The sequence below is a fragment of the Pseudanabaena cinerea FACHB-1277 genome (genome assembly GCF_014696345.1).
Classification (GTDB): Bacteria; Cyanobacteriota; Cyanobacteriia; order Pseudanabaenales; family Pseudanabaenaceae; genus Pseudanabaena; species Pseudanabaena cinerea.
Genome location: NZ_JACJPY010000004.1, coordinates 23,864 through 48,521, shown reverse-complemented (window position 1 = coordinate 48,521; position 24,658 = coordinate 23,864). Strand labels below are relative to the sequence as shown.

Here is a 24,658-nt window from a genome sequence, read left to right as displayed (position 1 = left end):
AGGGTTGAGCATTTGCGGATAAGGGTTTGAATGAGTTTGAGAGATTTTGGCGCAATTGCCCAATCCCTACTGTTTTTGTCTTATGCTAAGGTTTGTTTGTTAAATTGAGGTTGGGTTATGAGTGATGGTTTACCGATGGATAAGGAATCTATAATCAAGTGTTTGCGGCAAAATTTGGAATATTTACGCCAGAATTTTTATATTAGGAGATTGGCTCTGTTTGGGTCGTTTGCGCGTGGGAATGCGAATTTGTTTAGTGATGTGGATTTGGTGGTTGAGTTTGATCGCCCGATTGGTTTGCGGTTTATGGAGTTGTGTGATTACCTTGAGGAGTGTTTGGGGCGTAGGGTGGATGTGCTGACTTTGACGGGTGTACAGCATATTCGCAATCCTAATGTATCGCGTAGTATCCTTGAGAGTCTGGTCTATGTCTAAACGTTCAGATCGTGAACTTCTATCTGATATGTTAGAGTCTATCCGTAGAGTTGAGATGTATATTGAGCAAGTCAGTTATCAGGAGTTTGTTAATGATCTTAAAACTCAAGATGCTGTGATTAGGGCTTTGGAAATTTTGGGTGAGGCGAGTAAGGGCATTTCTCCAAAAATAAAAGAGCGTTTTCCTGATGTTCCTTGGAGGTTTATGGCTGGGATGAGGGATAAGTTAATTCATGAATATTTTGGTGTGAACTTAGATATTGTGTGGGAGGTTGCGACTGATAGTTTGCCTGAGGTGTTTTTGCAGATTGAGTATATTTTAAGTAATGAGGTTGGGTTATGAGTGATGATTTGCCGATGGGGTGGGTTAAATGCAATTTAGAAGATATTTCTAATCTAATTACAAAAGGAACAACACCAACAACTTTAGGATTTCAATTTCTTGATATTGGAATTAGATTTATAAAAATTGAAAACATAAAAAACAAGCAAATTATTAGAAGTTCAATTTCTTCCTTTATTTCTAAAGAAGCTAATGAAACACTGAAAAGATCTCAGCTAGAAGAAAATGATATCCTCTTTTCTATTGCAGGTACTATTGGTGAAACTTGTTTAGTTAAACAAGATGATATCCCAGCAAATACAAATCAGGCTGTTGCAATAATCAGGGGAACTAATTTTTATTGCATTCCTCAATTTCTTTTATATCAACTCTCTTCTGAATCTATTAAGTTGTTACGCGAAAAAGCTCGTGGTGGAGCTATGAATAACATTTCTTTAGGAGATTTGCGAACAACACAAATAAATCTCCCGCCACTTAATGAACAACGGCGGATTGTGGATAAATTGGATCGGATAGGCGATCGCCAGCGATCGGCGCGTAATGAGCTAAACCACATCCCCAAACTAATTGCGCGTTACAAACAAGCTGTTTTAGCTGCTGCTTGCTCTGGTAAATTAACAGAAGATTGGCGAGAGACTAACAATATTTCATTCAATTGGGGAAGAGTCAAAATGGCTGAAATTGGATACTTAGGACGCGGAAAATCTAAACATCGCCCAAGAAATGATTCTCGTTTGTATGGCGGTATTTATCCATTTATTCAAACTGGAGATATTGCACAATCAAACGGAAGAATAGAAAATCATTCACAAACTTATAGTGAATTTGGTCTTAGTCAGAGTAAATTGTGGGAAGCAGGTACAGTTTGTATAACAATTGCTGCAAATATTGGAGATACTGCCATTCTGTCTTATCCCGCTTGTTTTCCCGATAGTGTCGTAGGATTCGTATGCGATGATAAAAAATGTTTACCAGAGTTTTTTAAATGGTCGATTGACATGATCAGTGAAGATCTTGAATCTTTTGCTCCTGCGACTGCTCAAAAAAATATTAATTTAGCTATTTTGAACGATATTGAATTATTTTGTCCGCCACTTGAAGAACAAAAAGAAATTGTTCGGCGGGTTGAAGAGATGTTTGAGAAAATTGATCGGATGGAAAGAGAATATCAACAAGCGGCGAAACTTTGCGATCGCTTAGAACAGGCAACATTGGCAAAGGCATTTCGGGGCGAACTTGTACCGCAAGACCCTGACGATGAGCCAGCATCGGTACTGTTGGAACAAGTAAAAAGGGAAAGGTCAAAAGGAAAAATTAAGAAATAGGAGGAATATTAGAGAGGACTAAAGCTTTGCCAACGCCAGAGGATATTTTATTAATTATTGAAGTTGCCGATCGCGCGATCGCCTATAGCCTAGCTACTTAAAAACGCCTTTATATTCGGATGTAAAACCAGCCTCTGTAAGCAAAAGGATTAGCAGTGCGGCGCATTGCTAATCCTTTGGTTGTGATGTATCTATTTTTGCAGGGTATGTACTAGTCAAAGTCTTGATTGACCTACAAATTTAAAATCCCTGTAGCGATGACATACTGCCTGCTTTGGGTGAAAATTTGTCCGTCAATCAGGACAAAGCCTCAATAGGTCGAATCTAGTCACGCTTGAAAGATTCTAGCCAACTGCGAATTTGGTCAGAGGCAACATCGCGCCCACCTAAACCAAAGGCTAAGGCGATCGCCACCGCGATCGCGCCCGTGATTAGACCAAAGGCAAGGTCAACAATATTACTAGCAACGCCGATCTGCTTGAGAGCCATCGCCGAGATCAAAGCAATGATCGAAATGCGGGCGGTATGACCGAGAATCCTTGCTTGGCGACTGCCAGAACTAGCAATCAAACCATAGGCAAGGTTAGCCAAATACAAGCCGATCGCAAAGACGATTACGCCACTCAACACGCGCCCCGATATTTCTAGGACACCAAAAACAATGCGAGTAAGCGCCGCAATTTGTAGCACATCGGTGGCAGTAGCGATCGCCACTAACATAATGCCAATTAAGACAACAATGCCCACCAGTTGCGATGGGGTGAGTTTGGGTAAAGTCGCTAGAGATTCAGCATTATCACTATCACTGGCTTGATCGCTAGTCTGTTCAGTGCCAGCGATCGCGGGTAAACCGAGCCAAGTCAAAATATTGTCAAAACCAAGACTAGTTAAAATATTGGTGACAATATCTCTGGCAAATTGGGCAAAGAAATAAGCCACAACTACAATCAAACTTGCCACAAAGATCTGTGGTAAATATTTGAGGGCTTGATCGAGCATTGCAGTCGCAGGACGGGATACCGCCGCGATTTCTAGGGCTTCAAGAGAAGCGATCGCCGTAGGGATCAAAATCAAAATATAGGCAACCATCCCCAATAGTTGAGACAGGGACTGTCCACCATTATCTTGACTAGAGCGAAACTGAGGCAAAAGGCGATCAGCACCTGCGGTGGTCAAAAGATTAGTAAGGATGCGGCGCACAGTTTGGGCAATTAGCCAACCAACTGCACCAATCAAAACAGCTTTCAGGATTTTGGGTAGAGCGCTTAGCAATTGATTAACTAAGTTTTGCAAAGGCTGTAGGGCTTGCTGCAAACCGAGCGCATCTAAAATTAGGGGTAAAAACAGCAGCAAAATAAACCAGTACAAAGCATTGGCTAGGGTTTCACTGAGTGGCACTGTATCCGTGCCATCGTCTAGCTGCTGTCCGAGTCGCGCATCAAGATTAGCCGATCGCATTGAGCGTGATACTAATAACTTGCTAACCGTAGCAATGCCCCAAGCGATCGCAGATAACAGAACTGCCCCAAACAACTTGGGAATAAAAGTGGTGATTTGCGCCAAGAAGCCATTAAGAGGTGCGGCAACTGCATCTAGTTGGAGAAACTGAAAAAACCCAACAAGAGTAAACAGCAAAATAATCCAAAATATAGCTGTCGCAATCCATTTCTCGATCGGCACTGGGTTTGTATTCCCCTGCCCCGATAGCCAAGCCGCAATTTTATTGTCGATGGTGGTGCGCTTGAGTATCCCCTGCACAAAGCTTGATAGGACAATTGCCACGAGCCAGCCGCCAACCAAGATGGCGATCGCTGTCAGCAATTTGACTAAAGGGCTATCGGCACTAAGACTGAGGTTTGCTGGGACTTGTCCCAAAGGGCTAATCGCAAGATCCAGCCAGAGTCTAGACATTTCGTTGTACTCCAAATGCAACATGGTAAGAACAAAGCTAAAGCTAATTTAGTTTTGCTCTCACCATAGTACAAGCCATTTTCAGCATTGAGAAGTATTGTAATGCTTGATCACAATGCTGGTGTATATCCTAAAACTCGATCCCCGCCTGTGCCTTTACCCCCTGTTCCCGAAAAGGATGCTTGACTAGTTCCATTCTGGTTACAAGATCGGCAAACTCGATCAGAGATGCAGGAGCGCCGCGCCCAGTCAAGATCACATGGGAATCGTCTGGCTTAGTCCTCAATCCTGCAATCACGGTTTCCACATCCAGATAGCCCAGCTTTAGAGCAATATTTACCTCATCCAGCAATATTAATTTGTATGCAGGATTTTGAATATAACTTAGCCCCAATGCCCATGCCTCCTGAGTTTTAGCAATGTCGCGATCGCGGTCTTGCGTGTCCCATGTAAAGCCTTCACCGAGGGCATGAAAAACTAACTGCTCTGACCATGCTCCAAAAATCTTCTTTTCGGCTGGTTCCCAAGCGCCCTTAATAAACTGCACGATCGCCACCTTATAACCATGCCCTAGCGATCGTAGCACCATCCCCAGCGCCGCCGTAGTTTTACCCTTGCCATCACCAGTATTGACGATCACCAACCCCTTTGTGATCTGGCGATCGGCTATACGCTGTTGCTGCACTTCTTGACGGCGCTGCATTTTAGCGCGATGTTGCTCAGCAGTCAGTTCCATTATTGCTCTCCTAAAATTATCCTAAATTATATTTAGCTGTAGTCAGTCAGTACAAGTTAAAACTCCAGAAGTGAGAGACGGCGCGAAGCACCGTCTCTCACTTCCAAATTTGGTATAACTTGCTTATTGATTATCAGCACGATTGCAGTATATTTAGCCTTACAGCCATTGCCCCTCAAATGGATTACAGGGAAATTTTTGAAAACGGGACTTTGCAACACTTTCAAAATCTCTCTGAATATTATTTTGATGGCAAAGCGCTGTAATACTTGCCTTAACCTTTAATTAGCTGGCTATGTTTAAAAAAATATTCTCCTTTGGCTTGCTTGTGTTTGTGCCGATCTCAGTCATCGCTCATTTTCTAGAATGGAGTCCTTCGGCTGTGTTTGTGACTTCAGCGATCGCCATTCTGCCCCTAGCAGGCTGGCTAAGTACTGCCACCGAAGAAATATCGGTAGTTTTGGGACCATCGTGGGGGGGGCTACTCAATGCCACCTTTGGCAATGCCACCGAATTAATCATTGCGATCGTTGCCCTAAATGCAGGCTTTACGGGCGTAGTTAAGGCAAGTATCACAGGCTCAATTATTGGTAATTTGCTCCTTGTCATGGGTTTAGCCATGTTTCTCGGTGGACTTCGTTACAAAGAGCAAGAGTTTCAACCAACTATGGCGAGGCTAAATGCTTCCGTCATGAACTTAGCCGTAATTTCGATTCTGCTGCCCACAGCCGCCAACTTTACCACCGTTGGCATCAGTGAAGAAATCTTACAAAATTTATCGCTCGCCGTAGCGATCGTGCTGATATTGGTCTATTGCCTAACCCTGCTATTTTCCATGAAAACCCATGCCTATCTTTATGATGTTGGTGTATCTGAGGCAGATGATGCTGAATCCGAGTCAGGGCATCCCCAAAAAATCAATCTCAAGCTATGGATTAGTGTACTATTGGCAGTAACGCTGCTCGTGGCGCTAGAGTCGGAGCTTTTAGTAGGGACGCTAGAAGAAGCAACAGCCCAACTTGGACTTACAGAGTTATTCACAGGGGTGATTTTGTTACCCATCATTGGCAATGCTGCCGAACATACAACCGCCGTTACTGTTGCCATGAAAAATAAAATGGAGCTTTCGGTGTCGGTTGCGGTGGGCTCAAGTATGCAGATTGCCCTATTTGTTGCCCCTCTACTAGTAATCGTGGGTTGGTTTATTGGTCAGCCGATGGACTTAAATTTTCAGCCCTTTGAGTTAGTTGCGGTAGCCGTAGCCGTTTTAATCACCAATTCCATCAGTTCCGATGGGCGTTCTAACTGGCTAGAAGGTTCATTACTCATGGCAACCTATGCAATTTTAGGCTTTGCCTTTTATTTCCAACCTGCTTAGGAATAAAAATTTATCAAAACCAAAAAGTGCTGGAAAGGGCAAAGCCCATTCCAGCACTTTTTAGTTTTAATTGCACAGGTTTAGGGCGGGGTGCAAAATGGATTACAACCCTCATTGTAAGCATAATCCATGAACTGCCCCTACTCCTTACAGCCTATTGAGGCTTTGATGGGTGCAGAGAAAATTTTCTGGAAGCGACACTTTGCAGCGTTTTCAAAAAACTGTCGGGGTTTCAAGTCTATGGGTTGCCCTATGTTGCTGAATTTAAGTTTTAATTCATTAAAGTGTGGCACTGCTTCTATGAATTGGGGTAGGTGGGTTTGTAGCGGTATATGAATTATGTAAACTAAGTTTATATAATTCATATATTAAGTAGGAACATGATAAATATTTAAAGTATTTTGATCCCCTTTTGACATCATGCAGTGATAAATTAGAATCCATCAGTTTAGGTAAACCCTATTCATGTTACTGGCTAATTAATTAAAAAACTGTGTGGATTAATGGATACAGAAGGGATAGTCGAACTCATTATCAGTAAGTGCGATCGCTGTGGGGTAAAACTTGATCATCTAGATAAGCAATTGTTAAAGGGATCTTTGGAAGGATTGACAGTCGAGGCAACCTATAGAAGGTACGCACTGCATAATTCATGTACGCTTGGCTATCTCAAAACTAACCGATCGCCCAAATTCTGGAAAAAGTTGGGCATTGTTTTTCAAGATCTAGGCATAGTCACATCGGCAGATCGTTTGGGTCGTTCCAATATTTGGAGCTATATTTTCTTGCTAATGGAAAATAAGAACAAAGATATTCATCAAATTGGCAATCAAATTGGTGTACCTAACCCAGAGGATACAAAAAATCAACAACCTGCCACCCCGATTTCAGAACCGCCCTCCCGCGAACAGCAGCAACAGTCAACACAGTCATCACCAATGCTGCTTGCTCATGGAGAGTTGCCTAAGCTCTTGGAATTTTATGGGCGCGAAGACCAACTAAGGCAGTTAGAAAAATGGATTTTGACTGATCGAAGTCGGGTGGTGGCAATTATCGGTATTGGCGGTGTGGGCAAAAAGTCCCTTGCCCACAAATTTATTGAAGAGATTCAAAAAAAGCTGCCCTGCTTGGAGCCGAAGAGTTCTAATGATCCCATCGATCCAAATGCTTTCTCCAATATTGTTTGGCGATCGCTGCGTCACGCACCCCCAATTCAGGAATTATTGAGTGATCTGATATCAGAAATTAGTGACCATAGGATCACTCCTATGAACAATATTGATCGCGGCATTAGTCAATTAATTTCGCTTTTGCGATCGCAACGTTGTTTATTAATTCTTGATGATTGGGAAGTGCTGCTAGACAGTACGCGGACAGGCATATATCAAAAAGAATATAGCGACTATAGCGAATTGCTAAGGCAACTAGGCACAAATGATCATCAAAGTAGCTGCATTGTGATCAGTCGAGAGATGCCCATCGAAATTGTGGAAAAGGAAAGGTTGACGGCTCCTATCTATCGCATCCTTCGCCTAAAGGGACTAACTATGCAGGCCGCTAGTAAACTTTTGATCGCTAGGGGTTTTGCTGCCAATACACCGCAACTAAGCGATCTCGCCCAACATTATCAAGGACATCCCTTTGCCCTGCAAATTGTCGCCAATATTGTGCGCGAACAGTTTAACGGCAATATTGCTGACTTTCTGAGGCTTAGCACCCTTGTGATTGATGATGCCCTCAGTCAGTTGTTAGATGAGCAATGTCAAAGTTTGGCAAAGGCGGAATTGGAGATTATCTATTGGTTGGCGATCGCCTCGCGCCCTGTCACCCAACAGCAACTGAGCAACTGGTTATGTGCCGAAAATCCCCACTCTTCCACAATTAATGCTTTGGAGTCTCTGCGGCGGCGATCGCTTTTGCAGGTGGTTGATCCCTCTGACATCGTGGTGATGGAGCGATCGACCGATGATTTAGAAATCACGTCCCAAAATCATTACACCCTAGAGCCAGTGGTGCGGAAATATATTTCCAATCGATTTATTCAAGAATTTTGCCAAAATATGAACGATCTGATTGCCACTCAACGCCTATCCCAATCGGGATTGGTTAGCAGTCACCATCTTGTACAATCCGAATCGCCAGAAGAGTTTCAGATAATCCAAAGACATCTATTTTTAGAACGGATTGTTGCAAATCTGGCGCGGCAATGGGTGAGCCAAGATGTCTTAAAAGTCAACTGTCAAGCGATTCTAGAACTATTTGCGAAGAGTACCATCATGATCAAAGGCTATGGAAGCGACAATCTTGCCTTATTAATGGATGTCATAGCCGAATAGATTGGGATTAGCACTATCCATCTTTAAATCCGCTAAGCCATATTCTGCCCACCGCCTTGTCACCATATCGGCAATCTCAGGATCGCTCTCTAAAGGATCTCCCCAATCGCGATCGGTTTCAGGATAGATTTTCGTGGTAGCATCAATGCCCATTCTGCCGCCCAGACCTTCCTTCTCACAGGCAAAGTCTAGGGAGTCAAAGGGATTATCGGGGAGAATAAAGACATCGCGGCTAGGGTCTACCTTAGAACTGAGCGCCCAGACCACCATGCGCGGATCGCGGATATTAATCGTATGGTCAACCACAATCACAAACTTAGTATAGGTGAATTGCGGTAACGCACTCCAAAAAGCCAACGCCGCCCGCCTTGCCTGACCTGGATATGCCTTCTTAATGGAAATAATTGCTGCTTTGTAAGATAGGGCTTCCATTGGTAAAAAGAAGTCGGTAATCTCCGAAACCTGTTGCCGCAGAATCGGCGTATAAATACGATTGAGGGCGATCGCCATCATTGCTTCCTCCTTGGGAGGCAAGCCACTAAAGGTGGTCAAATAGATGGGATCTTTGCGATGTGTCATGCAATGGAATCTTAGTAATGGCGCTTGATCATTAATGCCGCCGTAATAGCCCATATGATCGCCAAAAGGTCCGTCAGTGGCGACTTCGCCTGGGGTAATTGTACCTTCGAGAATATATTCTGCCATCGCTGGCACTTCTAGATCAAGGGTCTTGCACTTGGTAAGTTGCACTCCCGCGTTGCCATAGAGTCCTGCAAAAATCCATTCTGATAAATCCACAGGAATTGGGGTCGCCGCCGCCATAATTAGTACAGGGTCAACCCCGATCGCGATCGCAATTTCTAACTTCTTCCCCGCCTCTGCCGCCTTGCGTAAATGTCTCGCGCCACCGCGCACCGATAGCCACTGCACCGTCATCGTATTTTTGGACTGTTGCTGCAACCGATAAACCCCCACATTGGGAATGCCATTTTCCACATCCTTAGTAATTACCAATGCCAGAGTCACAGCCCGTCCGCCATCCTTGGGATAGGGGCGCAGGATCGGAATTTGATCAAGATCGACCGCATCGCCATTTAGCACCACCTCTTGACAGGGCGGATTGAAGAGCATTTTTTGCGGACGTGACTTGACCACATCAAATAGAATTTTGCCAAAATCGATCGCCTGCGAAAGCTTTTTTGGTGGTTTTGGGCTTTGCAACTTGCCCAATTTTACGCCCAGTACTTCCAATTCCGATTGCTCGCGCATTCCCATTGCCCAGCAGACCCGTTCCACCGTGCCTAACAGGTTCACCGCCACAGGGGTTTGGTAGCCTTTCACATTCTCAAATAATAGGGCAGGACCGCCTGACTGCAATAAGCGATTACTAATCTCCGCAATTTCTAATTCGGGATCGACTAGGGCTTTGACGCGATGGAGTTGTTGACGTTCTTCGAGGAGGGCAATAAATGAGCGCAGATCACGGGACATAGAAATAAATCAAGCTAAGGCATTGAATCAAGAGTTGCTCAAATATTGTATCCTATGCCAATTTCTAAAGGTATTTACCGTAGTACTAAGAACAACTGCCTATAATGTTAACTGTATTTTTAACTGTATTTTGTGATCAAGAATCGTGAGCTTATGCTGTCCTTTTTGAGTCGTGGATTGATCCGTGGGGTTGCCGCCGCGATCGCCGTGGTAATCTTTAGCCATATACCCCTCAGTATGCCTTTGAGCCTGCCTTGGCAGACAAACTTTTTGCCTTCTTTGCCCTTGAGCGATCGGGCATTAGCCGAGTCAACTAGCCCAATTGCCAAAGCCGTACCCAATGTACCCATAGCGCCCGATGCCCTTACGGGCAATGTGGTTAAAACTGTGCTAGATAATGGGCTGACGGTATTGACTAAGGAGGTTAATACTGCCCCTGTGGTGACGGCGCAGATCTGGTATCGGGTCGGCTCTCGCAATGAGGCGGCAGGCATCACAGGTATTTCCCACCAACTCGAACATTTGCTGTTTAAAGGCACAAGCGATCGCCCGATTCAATTTGGTCGCCTATTTAGCGCCCTTGGCAGTAATTCCAATGCTTTTACCAGCTATGACATGACCGCCTATTTCGGCACAGTTGCCAGTGACAAGCTAGAGGCAATGCTGATGCTAGAGGCGGATCGCATGGTAAACACGGTGGCAGGGGAAAACGAACTCAAGAGTGAGCGCACCGTTGTTTTATCAGAGCTAGATGGCGGCAACAATAGCCCAGGCACGCGCCTCTATCGAGAAGTGATGTTAGCGGCATACCCTGACAATAGTTACGGCTGGCCCGTCATCGGCTATCGCCCTGATGTGGAAAATTACACCGTTGAGGATATTCAAAACTATTACCGCACCTTTTATCGTCCCGACAATGCCACTTTGGTAATTGTTGGTAACTTTGAAACGGCAGCAACCCTGAAAAAAGTTAAAGAAATTTTCGGGGCGATCGCTGCTCCCGCTAAGCCCAAAACCTTGATCACTGCCGAGGCACAAAGCCGCAAGCCCCCTAGACCAGAGCCGAAATCTACTAAAGAACCCATTCGCCTCAAAGAGCCAGGTAGTGTGCCATTTTTGCAAGCGGTCTATCCCAACTTGCCCAAGATTAACGATCCTGATGTGCCAGCTCTGGAGGTGATGGACAGCATTTTGACCGCAGGGCGCAGTTCTCGCTTCAATCAGTCTTTAGTCGAAACTGGCTTGGCAACAGGTGTAAGCGGCAGTTTGTCCTCAATGATTGGTACTGGTTGGTATTTTGTCAGCGCCACCCCGACCGAGGGCAAATCCCTTGATGAGCTAGATCGACTCATCCTGCAAGAAATTGCGAAGATTCAGACTCAGCCTGTCACCCAAGCAGAACTCGATCGCGCCAAAATTAATATGCGTTCCAGTTACATTTTGGGCAATCGGGATATTAGCTCACAAGCAATCCAAATAGGATATAACCAAACCGTTGCCCAAGACTATCGCTATAGCGATCGCTATTTGCAAGCGGTGGCAAAGGTGACGATCGCCGATGTGCAGCGCGTTGCTCAGAAATATTTACAAAGCGATCGGCGTGTAGTTGGTTACTTTGAGCCATCGGTGATTACCGCCAATGCTGGCACAACCCCCAGCAATGCCCATGCCGAAACCACCTTTACCCCTAGCAAGCCCGTCGATCCTGCCGAAGTTGCCCAATATCTGCCCCCCAGTGCCTTGACCGCCCAAGCCCTTGTTCCTCCTCAAGTAAAGCCTGATCGCTTCACCTTGAGTAATGGTATTAAGGTCTTGCTACTCAGCGATCGCAGCACCCCCACAATTACCCTAGTCGGTGAACTGAATGCAGGTTCAGGCTTCGATCAACCCGACAAAGCTGGGTTAGCCAGTATCACTGCCCAAAATATTACCAACGGCACAACCACCAAAGATGCCCTCACCCTAGCGGCGCGTCTAGAGGATCGGGGCGCAGGCTTAGGCTTTTCCGCAGGACGGGAGAGTGTGGGTATATCTGGCGTATCCCTGTCCGATGATCTACCAATTGTGATCGATCAAATGGCAGATTTACTGCAAAACGCCACATTTCCCGCCAAAGAATTTGATCTCAACCTCCAGCGCAATTTGCAATCTTTAAAATCGGAACTAGATAACCCTAGCTCCCTTGCTAGACGCATCTTCCAATCTACGATCTATCCCGCAGGACATCCCTTCAATGCCATGCGGACAGAAGATTCCCTTAAGTCGCTGACCCGTGAGGATTTAATCAACTTCTATAAAACCTACTATCGCCCCGATACCATGATTCTCACGATCATGGGCGATTTTGAGCCAGCCAAGGTCAAAGCCTTACTGGAAGAAAAACTTGGCAGTTGGCAAGCTCAGGGCAAGCCACCCCAATTTAATTTCCCGAAAATGGTGAATTTTGCCGCCACTAAGGAAAAACAATCCGCCCTAGCGGGTAAAACCCAGGCAATTACGATCATGGGTCATCCGAGTATTGCTAGAGCTGATCGCCAATATTATCCTGCCCTGCTATTAAACCAAGTCCTTGGTGGCGACACTCTCGCCAGTCGCCTTGGTACAGAAATACGCGATCGCCTCGGTCTCACCTATGGCATCTACAGTTTCTTCCAAGCGGGTCGCCCTCCCCAAGGGGCATTTATCGTGCAGATGCAAACCAGTGGCAAGGATCGCGATAAGGCGATCGCTGCAACAGTGGCACTATTACGGAATGTCAAAGAGAAGGGAATTACCGAATCAGAGTTTGCCTTTGCCAAAAAGAGCCTGATTAACAGCTTTGCTACCGATTTTGCCGATCCTGATAGTATCGCTAGTTCCTTACTCAGCGATGAAATTTACGGTCTGCCCGTTGGCGACTTTTATAAGTTTCCCGAACGGATTCAAGCTGTGACCTTAGAGCAGGTCAACCGCGCTGCCCAAGAGCTATTAAAACCCGATAATTTATTAATCGTGTCCGTAGTGCCTAAATAAAAACCAAATAAATAGGCAAAAGGGCATCGCTAAGCGATGCCCTTTTGCTTGATAAAATCAAAATTGAGATATCAAGTCCCATAAGTTAACCCAGATTGCTGTATGAAATATCGTATTTTTTTGGCGATCGCCCTGCTGGTTTTATTTCTCTTTCCTAGTCCCGCATGGTCAGCCAATCAAAGTCAAATTTTAGAATTGCAAACCACCAAAAGCTGTCAGTCCTGTGACCTCACAGGAGCATATTTGCCAGTGGCTCGACTCGACTATACTTACCTACTAGCAGCCGATCTCAGTCAAGCCAACCTCATGGGTGCAAGCATCACCTTTTCTAACCTCAGCCGTGCCAACCTCACCCAAGCGAACCTGAGCTATACCAAACTCCGCCGCACCAAGTTTTTATTAACCAATTTCTCTGACGCAATTCTCGACAAAGCCGATCTAACGGAAGCTGATCTCACTAGTGCCAACATTTCAGAATCACAATTAGTCAAGGCAAAGCTATGTAAAACCACGCTCCCCAATGGCATAAAATCAAATCGTGATTGCTAAAATGGAAGTTAAACCTGATTTATTGCCCGTATAAAAGTAGTGATATTGTGCCTGTTGAACTGCTAATAGGTCTTGAGGATACCTTAGATTCAAAGCAGACTTATCATGTGGCGGCTGTCACCTTTGCCAATGGTGGCGATAATATTGGTATTTATATTCCTCTATTTGCGAGTAGTAATGCCGCTAGTCGCTCAATTACGCTTGCTACTTTTTTTGTTCTGATTACAGTTTGGTGTTATGCCGCTAAAAGTATCATTAGTCATCCTGCGATCGCTAAATTCTTGACACAATACAGTGATGCGATCGTGCCTTTTGTCTTAATTGCTTTAGGTATTTACATCCTCTACGAGAGCGAAACCTATCAACTTCTCCCTTTCGTTAAGTCATGATTCTTCAGAAATTTCAATATTTTTGTCTGCAAGTTGTTCAATAAACATCTTCAAGCTAGGATTTTTGGGATAGAGATTCAATAAATCATCGTGATTGCGATATCTCTCAGTAATTTCTTGATAATAATCGTATTTTTTTCTAAAGCTGGGAACAGTTTTTTCCAAAATTTGACAACAGTTTTCTATTTCTTCACTTTTATCGTTAGAGGCTAATAACGGAAATAGCCAGCACTCTATTGAATGGACTGCGATCGCAAAAATAATTCGATGTCCATACTGACTATAAAATTCTTCTCCCATCTTCTGTTTAAATTTGCCTATTACTTTATCAATCAATTGTTGTGGAGAAAGTGGTTTGTCATCTTCACTATGAGAAACACCAAAGCTTTCAGACACATCAGTATCGACATGAATAATAATATACTTGTTAGCTAGAAAAGCTCGCTTTAATTTTTCTGGCTTACAGCTTTTGAATACTTTATCGTAATTAGATGACGCTTTAAAGCTTATAGGGCTAATCAGGTTAATATCAATTGTACTGTCATTAAAATATCCTATCAAAATACTATTAATGATAGGAAAATCGGTTATTCCTTCTACAATTGCTCCAAATGTGTACATATTAAAAATTTTTCGGTAATCCGCCAATGTAACCATTTATAAAAGCCTCTGAAAGAGGCACAATCTCACCATCATCTAAAGGATCTAAAGGAGCTATGCGCCTAGCTTGAGTATGACCTTCCATATTTCGATAAATTACAAAAAGACGCTGCTCATCATCGTTCAAATCCAGACCATCTAAGATAGCAGGATTATGTGTTGTGAATATAACTTGTTTATCATGTTTTTTTGCAAGTTCTACTAATTCTTGAATTAGTCTTGTGCATAGTTTGGGGTTTAGTGCATTTTCAATGTTGTCAATTGCAAAGAATTTAGGTGTATCGTCACTAACAAACAAAGCAAAGTAAAACATCAAAAATAAAAAGCCTTCATTAGAGCTTCTTTGATTAAAGTAAGGTAAATCTTTGTCTAAATACCTATCTTTAATTTGAATAGTTCTTTCTATATCGGAATCTTGATGTATTTTGAAATCATCAAACCAATCAATAAATTCAAGTCTTTGTTTAATCTCATTGATTCTTTCTGGAGTATTACTTAAAACTCTTAACAGCTTCAGTAATCCTTCTCCCTTTGTACCTAATGGTTGAACTTGTCCTTCTTCTTCAAAATTACGCAAAGCAGAATTTTCAGGAAAGAAAATAACAAAATCCTTTAGAAATTTTAATCTTTCTTTTGACCGAGTAGACAAGGCATGAAATATTTGATGTAAACGAAATGAAATTTCATCAGGAATTAACTCATCATTCTTTAATAGATTTACAATCTCAATATCCGCCTGAACTTCATTAAGTTGATCAGGTACTTCACGCAAAATATATTCCCAAGGAGAATAATCTTTGTTTTTATTTTGTATTGCAAAGCTCAACCCAAATTGATCACCTTTTCGTAGGTTTATTTTGATCTCTTTTATAACATTCTCTTTATCAAAAGCCGATCGCATAAATTCTGGTTCAGTAACTCTAATCCCTCTAGGGACTAAAAACTCGTTATCTAACTTGTCGGCAGCAGCAGCAGCAGCTAAAGCGATCGCTTCTAAAATATTTGTCTTTCCGCAACCATTCTCACCAATAAACACATTTACCCGACCCAAATTTATCTTAAGACTTTGGATAGACTTATAGTTCTCGATTTGAACTTCGGTAAACATAGGGTTGAGACTTAGGGTGAGCAAACGGGATGCAGTTAGTTATAGCTTAGCATTCACCTTAGTTAAGTAGTCACCAGCGATCGCCAGAAAAATTGCCAATGACCAGCCACCGAAAATATCACTGGGATAATGCACATCCCAACATAACCTTGTCCAAGCGATCGCCATGGATTAGTTCCCAGCTAACCGTAATTAAGATCACAAAGATGAGATAGCGTAAGGCTCGTTATGCCAAAAACAAAAAAAGAGAATGTACTAAGCACATTCTCTTTTGATTGAATTTACTGAATGCATCACATTAGGCTAAAGGACGTTCTGGCCCTGTTTCTACAGGCAAATCAGTCTGACTATATTCTGTCCAAGAGCCTTCATACACTCTGACCTTGGGATAGCCCAGTAGATGCTTTAAAACTACATACTGCAAAGATGCTTCGCGACCTGTGGTGCAAGTGACAATAATATCCTTGGACTTATCAATCTTTTTCTCATCAAGAATCTTTTGGATTTCGGCTAAAGGCTTGAGCTTGTGAGGATTTTGAGGATCGGTGAAGGTTGGCCAAGGGATATTTCTCGCTCCAGGGATGTGACCATTGCGAACGAAGAGATCAACTTCACCAGCAAAGGCATTAGCGGGACGGGGATCGATAAATCTTACGTCTTTTTTACCAAGCAAGTCTTTGACTTGAGCAAGGGTGACGCGGATATTCTTTTGATCATTGACACTAAGTTTGCCTGTTTTATATTTAGGAAACTCTTTGGTGACAGGTTCTTTAGCATCTTTGTAGCCATTAAAGCCACCATCTAAGACTGCAACCTGTCCTTTAAACCCAATCCGCTCTAGGGCATAGGCAATTTGGCTAGAACCGAGGATATTATTACCTTCGGAGTAAACTAAGACTTTGCTTTTGTCATTAACTCCAGCCTTGGCAAGGAAGTCCCCAAGCTTATCAGAGTCTAAAAGCTGCACTGGTAAGCCATCCTTGGGAACACGCACAAGGTTATCGGCAAAGTTAACAGCGTTGGGGAGATGTTCTTTGAAATAGTCGAGGGGATTCCACCGCACATCTAAAATCCGCAGATTAGGGTCATTAGCATTCGCTTTTACCCAGCTTGGGGGAACGAAGGAAATCTTGGTTGGGGAACTTTGGGCAAGGAGGGGGGAGCTAGAGAAGAAGGCGATCGCCACGACTACAGACATGACTGCGGCAGCGATAAAGGCGAGAGGTTTAAACTTAAATCTGAGCGACTTTGCTCTAGAATTTCTGCGGGTAATAGTCATGGGATTTATATTTTATAGAGGGAAAAGCTTGTCTAGCTTTAATCTACTACATTACCATGCAAATACCGTATTTTGCTCTCCTCGAAGCACTACTTCAATGTAAATTTTTGCTTAAGACCTACCACCGAAGAGATGAGGAGCAGTGTGAAGCCCCTTTACTAACTTTTCACTACCTGATTATTAAAGTGAGTTTGCACATTACTGGTGCTTAGTAAAAACAAAGCTAATTCGCAATAGTTAATTAATCTACGGTAAATACGTGGACATAACGTATTTTTAATGCTAGAAATATTCTAAGTTACATAATTTTGATGCTGTGAGTCACAATGAGCATTCTGGTTCAAGATATTACCAAGCAGTTTGGCGATTTTTTAGCAGTTGATAGGGTTAGTTTGACAGTAGAAAGTGGTTCTCTAGTAGCTTTGCTAGGTCCATCAGGGTCAGGTAAGTCAACTCTCTTGCGAATCATGGCAGGTTTAGAAAAATCTGATCATGGTCAAATTTGGATTGAAAATGAAGACGCAACTTACCGCTCAGTGCAAGAACGCCAGATCGGTTTCGTATTTCAGCACTATGCTTTGTTTAAGCATTTGACTGTGCGTAACAATATCGCCTTTGGCTTAAATATTCGTAAGGCATCTAAAAGCCTAGTTAAACAAAAGGTTGATGAATTGCTGGACTTAATTCAACTCAGAGGATTGGGCGATCGCTATCCATCTCAACTATCGGGTGGTCAGCGTCAGCGCGTAGCCCTTGCGCGATCGCTAGCGGCTCAGCCCAAGACTCTCCTACTCGATGAACCCTTTGGTGCATTAGATGCGAAGGTACGGAAGGAACTACGCACATGGCTTCGCCAACTCCATGAACAAGTTCATGTGACTACAATTTTTGTCACCCATGACCAAGAAGAAGCGATGGAAGTCGCTGATCGCGTGGTGATTATGAATAATGGCAGAGTTGAACAAATTGGTACACCAGCCGAAATTTATGATAATCCTACTTCGGAATTTGTGATGCGTTTTATCGGTGAAACCAATGTTATCTCAGGTGCGCGTCGCCATTTCCCCGATCTTGAAATTGCAGATCATCATCAAGTATTCTTACGTCCCCACGATCTGGCGATTAGAGCCGAACCAGAAGAAACCTTTGCCCCCGCAACTGTCAGCTATGCCTTTAATCTTGGTCGTGAAGGTCATGCGGAATTGCTACTACAAGACAATCAAAAAATCGTCGTCAAACTAGATCGCGATCGCTTTGACAGTCTCTCGCTCTATCCTCAAAAAGAAGTCTATGTCAAACCTTTAAAAACTAAAATCTTTGCTGAAGTTGCTTAGCCAAGAAACAAAAAAGCACCCTCAAAGGGTGCTTTTTTGTCTAAATTTCATAGTGCCATTGCTCAGTAGACTCTGCCAAAAATCTGAGTTTGCGACCTTTACGAGACAAGAACCCAATCTTTTCAAGATCATTAATAATGCGGGTGACCGTGACGCGAGTAGAGCCGATTAATTCTGCGAGTTCTTGATGGGTTAGTTGCAGACCAATCAACCTGCCATCACGATGATCCTCTTCACCAAAGCGATCGCTTAACCAAGCTAACAGCAACCTTACAGCCTCATCCTTAGCGCGACTATGGGCAATCTTTAGCAAAAACTCACTGGTTTGATTGCGGCGAATCATTGCTTCAACGTGATTTCCCCACTGCGATCTCGGTATTTCTGTTAACTGCACATCGGTTAAGCATTCCATTTCATAAGGGTATAACTGTGATAATTCACTGCCAATGAGATCACCCGCAGCCCATAAACCAGAGCAAATTACTTGACCATCCTCATTCCATGTGAGCGATCGCACCACGCCCGACTCAATTTTCCAGAGATAGTTAGCCTTACGGGGCAGCATCTCACGACGCTTATAGGCAATGCCAGTAGTCTTTTCAAGATAAATCATCAGATACTCTATCGGCAAACAGTAGATTTTATTTGTATTACGTTGAAAAGTATTGTATCTTGCTAAGTACGGTATTCCCATGAAGTTACCGTATTTTTTATTAATTGCTACTTTTTGCTCTCTACGGAGTCCTCACCCCCAACAACTTTTATGAAAATTGCTCAAAATATCACGCAACTAATCGGCGGTACGCCCCTCGTTGCCCTAAATAACATCCCTAAAAAAGATGGCTCCCTTGCCAAAATTGTCTTGAAACTAGAAAGTATTAATCCTTCTTCTTCTGTTAAGGATCGTATCGGTTTGGCGATGATTGAAGATGCTGAAGCTCAAGGTTTGATTAGTCCTGCCAAAACTATATTGGTGGAACCAACTTCGGGTAATACAGGGATTGCCTTGGCAATGGTGGCAGCCGCTAAGGGCTATCGCTTAATTTTGACGATGCCTGAGACTATGAGCCTAGAGCGCCGTGCCATGCTCAGAGCCTATGGTGCAGAGCTAGAGTTAACCACAGCCAGCGAAGGGATGCGTGGTGCGATTCGGCGGGCTGGAGAAATCGCTGACTCTACGCCTAATGCTTATATGCTGCAACAGTTTAATAATCCAGCCAATCCTGCTGTGCATCGACGTACTACTGCCGAAGAAATTTGGAATGATACGGATGGGCAAGTGGATATCGTGATTGCGGGTGTGGGGACTGGCGGCACAATTACGGGTGTTGCAGAAGTGATTAAGCAGCGTAAACCGAGTTTTAAGGCGATCGCTGTAGAACCTCTCAACAGCCCCGTCTTGGCGGGTGGTACACCAGGGGCGCATCGTATTCAGGGCATTGGAGCAGGATTTGTCCCCCAAGTTTTACGCAAGGATTTGATTGATGAAATTATTGGTATTTCTGATGACGAAGCGATCGCTTACGGTCGGCGCTTAGCCCGTGAGGAAGGTTTGCTGTCGGGTATTTCGTCAGGGGCGGCTCTGGCGGCAGCGATCGCTGTGGGTAAGCGTGAAGAAAATCGCGATCGTTTAATTGTGGTAATTCAACCAAGTTTTGGCGAGCGCTATCTCAGTACAGCTCTATTCCAAGAGCCTGAATTTGCGAATTCATCTTTGGTTTCTTCAAGATAAAAGCATTCATCCCTAGGTCAATTAATCCTGTACTAAGTGGAGCATTAATTGACCTAAAAAAACATTTATAAACTGAGTCTAAAAAATCAATGGAACTATCTAGTAAGGTAGATTATGCTTGTATTGCCCTAATACAACTAGCGATACGACATGGACAAGGGCAGCCAATCTCTGTTAACGAAATTGCTCACAGCCAAAATATTCCCATTCGCTACCTCGATCAAGTCATGGGAATGTTAAGGAGAGCAGGCATTATTACTAGTCAGAGAGGAGCTAAAGGAGGCTATCACCTTGCCCAAGAACCTTGGCAAATTAGAATTATTGACGTAGTGGTTGCTCTTAACGGTGAAGACTCTAGAGAGTTACAAAATGATAATCAAATCACACCTGAAAAACTAGTTATTGCAGATATAAGAGAGCTTACCAGAAGGGGGGCGATTGATGTATTAAGCAAACATACCCTAGAAGATTTAGTCAGAAAATGTGAAGAGAAAAAACGCTCAGGTATAATGTTTTATATTTGAAATTCCACATAAAAGAGTGCCGCATTGCGAATCTCTCTTATGTAGAATTTATATTTGTAGAGAAATTACAAAGCCGTGTTTGGTTCACGATTATCTTGCCAAATCTCGATATCAAGGTCGTTGAGATAGGCGATCGCCGTTTGAATTTGCGCTTGAGTTCCCTTAAAGCTAAGATGAAACCAGCCGCTACCAGCATTTACACCCAAATTTGCCGAAACAATATTTACAGTTATCCCGTACTGTGAAATTAACTGTGAAATCACAGGTTCACTATGTAAATCTTCTGGTATGCGGATCTTGACATCTCTGGTCACAGGACGAGTATCAATAGTCATAGAATTAACCTCCTTTTACATCACCATTATTCCCGTTCATTAGGATTATGGGTTTTGCGTTCCAAAATTTCCTTGAGAACTAGAGTAACAACAGCTAACAGAGCAAGCAGAACTGCTGCCGAATAAGCAACTTCATTCTCATAATTTTTGTAAGCCTCCTCAACAAAAAGAGGTAAGCTTTGGGTTTTTGACGCAATATTGCCAGAAACGACTGAAACCGCACCAAACTCACCCATAGCCCTTGCATTAGTCAACACTAAGCCATAGAGCAAACCCCATCGGATATTGGGAACAACGACTTTCCAGAAAATCTGCCAGTCATTAGCGCCAAGGGTTCGTGCTGCCTCTTCTTGCTCGGTTCCCATTTCATCCAATACAGGAATAACTTCACGGGCAATAAAAGGCATACTGACAAAGATTGTCGCCAACAGCATTCCTGGGAAAGCAAAGATAATTTTGATGTTGTTGGCTTCTAGAAATGAGCCAAACCAACCAATGCGACCATATAGCAAAACGATCATTAAACCTGCCACCACAGGGGAAATGGAGAAAGGCAAGTCAATAATGCTCAGTAATAAGGCTTTGCCAGGGAACTTATTGCGGGCGATCGCCCAAGCGGCACTGAGTCCAAAAATTGTATTCAATGGCAAAGCAACTAATGCTAAACCAACGGTTAGTTTAATTGCGGAGAGAAAATCTTCACGCTTGAAAGAATCCAGTAAGGGGGCAAATCCCTTAGCAAAGGCTTGGACAAACACATTTGCCGCAGGGATGAGCAACACTAACCCCAAATATAAAAAAGCAATCCCAATTAAGATTGTTCGAGCAAAGTTCTGCTTCACTTTTTTAGTTTGAGATTGAGGTAAATTCTGAGTATAGTCATTTATAGAACTATTGAGATTAGCCATACTTTTTGCTCCATGCTTGCAATAGATTGATTGCCAAAAGACTCACAAAGGAAATAGCTAACATCACTGCCCCAATTACCGTCGCCCCTACATAGTCGTATTGTTCTAGACGTTGGAAGATCAAAATTGGTGTGATTAAATCCCTAAAAGGCGTATTAGAAGCAATAATCACCGTTGAGCCATATTCCCCAACCGCACGGGAAAAGCCAAGGGCTATGCCTGTCAAGATCGAAGGCATGAGTGGTGGCAAAATCACTTTCGTAAAAGTCTGGAATTGCGATGCTCCTAGCGACCAAGCCGCCTCTTCTATTTCCTTTTCTAAATCCGTAAGCACAGGTTGCACCGTGCGGACAATAAAAGGAAGAGAAATAAAAACCATCGCCACAAATAGACCTAATCGCGTAAAGGCAACCTTGATGCCTAAGGGTGCGAGAAGTGAGCCGATCCAGCCCTTATCACTATAGACTGTAGCGAGGGTTAAGCCTGCAACTGCTGTGGGCAAAGCAAAGGGCAAATCCACCACAGCTTCGAGAAAACGTTTGCCTCGGAACTGGTAACGCACAATTACCCAAGCAATCAATGTGCCGAAAATGCCATTGAGGGTGGCGGCGGCTAGGGCGGTGACAAAGGTGATTTCGTAACTAGAGATGGCAATAGGAGATGTGGCAGTTTTCCAAAAACTATCGAAGGGTTCGCTAGCAGCCTTGGTAATTAGGGCGGCGATCGGCAAAACTAGCAGGAATGCCAGATATACAAAGGTGATTACCCATGTCCAAGGGATTTTGCCAAAAAATAGGAAGACAGGATTAGCTTGACGCTTACTGTCAGGTGTTGTCGTGACCATATTAATTTTTGAGGAGTACAGAAATATTGTTAAAAGTATCACTGAGTAATACTTTTAAAAATATTCTTGAATATATGTAAGACTAACGTTTAATTTTGGCTTGAATTTGGTCAAAGGCTGCACCATCAGCAAAGAATTTTTTATTGATGGCATCCCAACCGCCCAGGTCTTTGACTGTGGCCAGATCCTTTACAACTGGGAACTGCTCAACAAATTGCTTTTCTTTAGCAACAGTTTCATCTACAGGACGGAATCCCACCTTGGCAAATTCAGTTTGCGCTTCAGGAGAATATAGGAATTTCACAAAGGCTTCGGCAACTTCCTTGTTACCATGCTTAGCCACGTTCTTATCAACAACCGCGATCGGATTATCGATAGAGAAATTAACTTCAGGAATTACATAATTCACCTTAGTTCCTTTTTGAGATGCAAGAATAATTTCATTCTCATAGTTAATCAGGGCATCACCTTGCCCTTGTTTAAAGAAAGCATCGGTGGCTTCTCTAGCATCTTTAGTTAAAATCGGTACATTGGTATAGACCCTAGTTAAGGCTTCTAGAGCCTTTTCATCGCTACCACCCTTTTTAAAAGCGGCATTCCAGAGCGCTAAGAAGTTCCAACGGGCTACGCCTGATGTCTTAGGATCAGCCGTAATTAGGCTAACGCCATCTTTCTCCAGATCAGCCCAATCTTTAATGTTTTTAGGATTGCCATCACGGGTCACAATCACAGGCACAGACTTAGAAACGATGCCATCATTGGGATATTCTTGTTCCCAGCCCTTATCAATTAGTCCTGCCTTTTCGATTTTACTTGTATCCGCCGCCAGCGCCAGATGGACAACATCAGCTTCGAGTCCATCAATGACAGCGCGAGTTTGGGAGCCTGAGCCGCCATAACTTTGCCTAAATATAACTTTTTGATTTTGTTCTTTTTGCCATTTCTCGACAAATTTAGGAATGATATTTTCGTGTGCTTGTTTGGTGACAGCAAAGGATACAAGGGTTAACTCGACATCCTTTTTGGGTGCGCCTGTGGGTGATGCTGCTGTAGTTGTTTGGGACGCAGGACTTGCGGTAGGAGGGGGCGTAGGTGTGGTGGCGGTGCAGGCTGCCATGGTGACGCTGATGAGTGCGCCTGCGAGGAAAAAGGAGATAAATTTGCGTCTCCACAGGTTATTGAATGTATTGCTGACTAGACTAGCGATCGCTTGCATTGCCGATTTGGATTTACCCAAAGGCTGCTGATACCTTGAACTCATATTGTTGTATCTCCAAAATTTAATCTACGATATCTCGGTGTAGTTACCGTATTTAAATACCATACAGCAATTCTGCCCAATGTACAAACAAATTTACTGGGTTTAGTTTGTAATTCACAAAAATGTGACAACACTTTTGTGAATCGGTATTACGCGATATATTACAAAGGGCGCAAACCTAAATATCGCGCTTAACGTAACAAACTCAAATTAATTCTATGGTTCGCTATACCCTTGCTCAGAGTCCAGAGATCGTTTTAACCATTGCTGGCAAAGACTCGCCCAAAGCGCGAGAAAAGGCTATGAACGAACTGATGGAGCTAATGGATTCAGGTAAGCTCGATACCGATCTTGCCGATGGCTTCAGTCCCGATCAATTTATAGAAGTGAGAGAGCTTACCATGTCCGAAGAGCGCGAAGATCCGATTACTCAGGCGGTGCAAGTACTCAACAACCTTGCTACCCTCAAAATTAAAATTCAAGAGCTACGTACTGATGCAATGCAGGTGCGATCGCAGATTGATATTTTGTTCAGTGATGAGACTGTATCTGAAGAGCAAATTAACAATATTAAAGATGGTTTTAAGATTCTCAAAAATTTTGCCCAACTAAATATGCGCTTCTTAGATGCGCGATCTCAAGCCGAGAATGCTCGGCAAATCCTTGATGATGCTCTCAAATCCCCATCTGCCGATCCTAAGCTAAATCCAGAGTTGCAATCTATCGTTGAGTCACCATCATCGGCAATAACATCTGATGAACAAGCTG

The 24,658-nt window shown here is 43.4% G+C and carries 23 protein-coding genes and 1 pseudogene; 12 read left to right on the top strand and 12 right to left on the bottom strand.

Annotated features, from left to right (window positions below):
• Positions 1–117 precede the first annotated feature (117 nt).
• Genes H6F44_RS02210 through H6F44_RS02200 form a run of 3 tightly spaced genes read left to right on the top strand, consistent with a single transcriptional unit; the run spans position 118 to position 2,103 of the window.
• Entirely contained in the window at positions 118–435 is a 318-nt protein-coding gene (locus tag H6F44_RS02210; protein ID WP_199301950.1) for a nucleotidyltransferase family protein, read from the top strand.
• Entirely contained in the window at positions 428–778 is a 351-nt protein-coding gene (locus H6F44_RS02205) for a HepT-like ribonuclease domain-containing protein (RefSeq protein WP_190349288.1), read from the top strand. The genes H6F44_RS02210 and H6F44_RS02205 overlap by 8 nt, the downstream gene beginning before the upstream one ends.
• Positions 775–2,103, top strand: coding sequence for a restriction endonuclease subunit S (locus H6F44_RS02200; RefSeq protein WP_190349287.1), 1,329 nt, complete (start codon positions 775–777; stop codon positions 2,101–2,103). Before H6F44_RS02205 ends, H6F44_RS02200 begins: the two co-directional genes overlap by 4 nt.
• 324 nt (positions 2,104–2,427) lie before the next feature.
• On the opposite strand, the gene H6F44_RS02195 is transcribed toward H6F44_RS02200, so the two are convergent.
• Together H6F44_RS02195 and cobO are read right to left on the bottom strand one after the other, a co-directional pair.
• A complete protein-coding gene (locus H6F44_RS02195) occupies positions 2,428–4,014 on the bottom strand; it encodes a mechanosensitive ion channel (protein WP_190349286.1) in 1,587 nt (528 codons plus the stop codon).
• A 130-nt stretch (positions 4,015–4,144) separates the two neighbouring features.
• Complete coding sequence (gene cobO, locus H6F44_RS02190) at positions 4,145–4,750, bottom strand: cob(I)yrinic acid a,c-diamide adenosyltransferase (protein WP_190349285.1); 606 nt, start codon at positions 4,748–4,750, stop codon at positions 4,145–4,147.
• Positions 4,751–5,045: 295 nt separating this feature from the next.
• Here cobO and cax point away from each other — a divergent pair, with 295 nt between their 5' ends.
• Both cax and H6F44_RS02180 read left to right on the top strand, forming a co-directional pair.
• A complete protein-coding gene (gene cax, locus H6F44_RS02185; protein ID WP_190349284.1) occupies positions 5,046–6,128 on the top strand; it encodes a calcium/proton exchanger in 1,083 nt (360 codons plus the stop codon).
• Between the two features lie 503 nt (positions 6,129–6,631).
• Positions 6,632–8,464: an NB-ARC domain-containing protein gene (locus H6F44_RS02180; RefSeq protein ID WP_190349283.1), complete on the top strand. Its 1,833-nt coding sequence runs from the start codon at positions 6,632–6,634 to the stop codon at positions 8,462–8,464.
• On the opposite strand, the gene H6F44_RS02175 is transcribed toward H6F44_RS02180, so the two are convergent.
• On the bottom strand, positions 8,441–9,955 hold the full coding sequence (locus H6F44_RS02175; protein ID WP_190349282.1) for a UbiD family decarboxylase: 1,515 nt from the start codon (positions 9,953–9,955) through the stop codon (positions 8,441–8,443). The genes H6F44_RS02180 and H6F44_RS02175 overlap by 24 nt on opposite strands.
• A gap of 153 nt (positions 9,956–10,108) precedes the next feature.
• Here H6F44_RS02175 and H6F44_RS02170 point away from each other — a divergent pair, with 153 nt between their 5' ends.
• From H6F44_RS02170 to H6F44_RS02160, 3 genes are all read left to right on the top strand, one after another.
• Positions 10,109–12,967 carry a M16 family metallopeptidase gene (locus tag H6F44_RS02170; protein WP_190349281.1) on the top strand — a complete coding sequence of 953 codons (2,859 nt, stop codon included), beginning with the start codon at positions 10,109–10,111 and terminating at the stop codon, positions 12,965–12,967.
• 102 nt (positions 12,968–13,069) lie between these two features.
• A complete protein-coding gene (locus H6F44_RS02165; RefSeq protein WP_190349280.1) occupies positions 13,070–13,516 on the top strand; it encodes a pentapeptide repeat-containing protein in 447 nt (148 codons plus the stop codon).
• Positions 13,517–13,563: 47 nt separating this feature from the next.
• The gene (locus H6F44_RS02160; protein ID WP_322096148.1) at positions 13,564–13,905 is read left to right on the top strand and encodes a cadmium resistance transporter; all 342 of its coding nucleotides are present in this window, start codon (positions 13,564–13,566) and stop codon (positions 13,903–13,905) included.
• On the opposite strand, the gene H6F44_RS02155 is transcribed toward H6F44_RS02160, so the two are convergent.
• From H6F44_RS02155 to H6F44_RS02140, 4 genes are all read right to left on the bottom strand, one after another.
• Positions 13,900–14,562 carry a phage tail protein gene (locus H6F44_RS02155; protein WP_190349278.1) on the bottom strand — a complete coding sequence of 221 codons (663 nt, stop codon included), beginning with the start codon at positions 14,560–14,562 and terminating at the stop codon, positions 13,900–13,902. The two genes, H6F44_RS02160 and H6F44_RS02155, sit on opposite strands and share 6 nt — an antisense overlap.
• Positions 14,528–15,673: an AAA family ATPase gene (locus H6F44_RS02150; protein ID WP_190349277.1), complete on the bottom strand. Its 1,146-nt coding sequence runs from the start codon at positions 15,671–15,673 to the stop codon at positions 14,528–14,530. Before H6F44_RS02150 ends, H6F44_RS02155 begins: the two co-directional genes overlap by 35 nt.
• A gap of 39 nt (positions 15,674–15,712) precedes the next feature.
• The gene (locus H6F44_RS02145) at positions 15,713–15,841 is read right to left on the bottom strand and encodes a phosphatase PAP2 family protein (RefSeq protein WP_190349276.1); all 129 of its coding nucleotides are present in this window, start codon (positions 15,839–15,841) and stop codon (positions 15,713–15,715) included.
• A 130-nt stretch (positions 15,842–15,971) separates the two neighbouring features.
• Entirely contained in the window at positions 15,972–16,952 is a 981-nt protein-coding gene (locus tag H6F44_RS02140; RefSeq protein WP_190349275.1) for a sulfurtransferase, read from the bottom strand.
• Positions 16,953–17,278: 326 nt separating this feature from the next.
• Here H6F44_RS02140 and H6F44_RS02135 point away from each other — a divergent pair, with 326 nt between their 5' ends.
• The gene (locus tag H6F44_RS02135) at positions 17,279–18,286 is read left to right on the top strand and encodes a sulfate/molybdate ABC transporter ATP-binding protein (protein ID WP_190349274.1); all 1,008 of its coding nucleotides are present in this window, start codon (positions 17,279–17,281) and stop codon (positions 18,284–18,286) included.
• Positions 18,287–18,326: 40 nt separating this feature from the next.
• Here the strand turns inward: H6F44_RS02135 and H6F44_RS02130 are convergent, their stop codons facing one another.
• The gene (locus H6F44_RS02130; protein ID WP_190349273.1) at positions 18,327–18,899 is read right to left on the bottom strand and encodes a Crp/Fnr family transcriptional regulator; all 573 of its coding nucleotides are present in this window, start codon (positions 18,897–18,899) and stop codon (positions 18,327–18,329) included.
• A 150-nt stretch (positions 18,900–19,049) separates the two neighbouring features.
• Between H6F44_RS02130 and cysK the strand changes: the two genes are divergently transcribed.
• Positions 19,050–20,018, top strand: coding sequence for a cysteine synthase A (gene cysK, locus H6F44_RS02125; RefSeq protein WP_190349272.1), 969 nt, complete (start codon positions 19,050–19,052; stop codon positions 20,016–20,018).
• Positions 20,019–20,107: 89 nt separating this feature from the next.
• Entirely contained in the window at positions 20,108–20,542 is a 435-nt protein-coding gene (locus H6F44_RS02120; protein WP_190349271.1) for an RrF2 family transcriptional regulator, read from the top strand.
• A gap of 65 nt (positions 20,543–20,607) precedes the next feature.
• On the opposite strand, the gene H6F44_RS02115 is transcribed toward H6F44_RS02120, so the two are convergent.
• From H6F44_RS02115 to H6F44_RS02100, 4 genes are all read right to left on the bottom strand, one after another.
• Positions 20,608–20,877 carry an NIL domain-containing protein gene (locus H6F44_RS02115; RefSeq protein ID WP_190349270.1) on the bottom strand — a complete coding sequence of 90 codons (270 nt, stop codon included), beginning with the start codon at positions 20,875–20,877 and terminating at the stop codon, positions 20,608–20,610.
• A 26-nt stretch (positions 20,878–20,903) separates the two neighbouring features.
• Positions 20,904–21,785, bottom strand: coding sequence for a sulfate ABC transporter permease subunit CysW (gene cysW, locus H6F44_RS02110; protein ID WP_190349269.1), 882 nt, complete (start codon positions 21,783–21,785; stop codon positions 20,904–20,906).
• A complete protein-coding gene (cysT, locus tag H6F44_RS02105; RefSeq protein ID WP_190349268.1) occupies positions 21,778–22,629 on the bottom strand; it encodes a sulfate ABC transporter permease subunit CysT in 852 nt (283 codons plus the stop codon). Before cysT ends, cysW begins: the two co-directional genes overlap by 8 nt.
• An 82-nt stretch (positions 22,630–22,711) precedes the next feature.
• Positions 22,712–23,890 carry a sulfate ABC transporter substrate-binding protein gene (locus tag H6F44_RS02100; RefSeq protein WP_190349267.1) on the bottom strand — a complete coding sequence of 393 codons (1,179 nt, stop codon included), beginning with the start codon at positions 23,888–23,890 and terminating at the stop codon, positions 22,712–22,714.
• 218 nt (positions 23,891–24,108) lie between these two features.
• Between H6F44_RS02100 and H6F44_RS02095 the strand changes: the two are divergent.
• Positions 24,109–24,576 (top strand): annotated as a pseudogene (locus H6F44_RS02095) (hypothetical protein); the annotation flags it as partial.
• Positions 24,577–24,658: the final 82 nt, after the last annotated feature.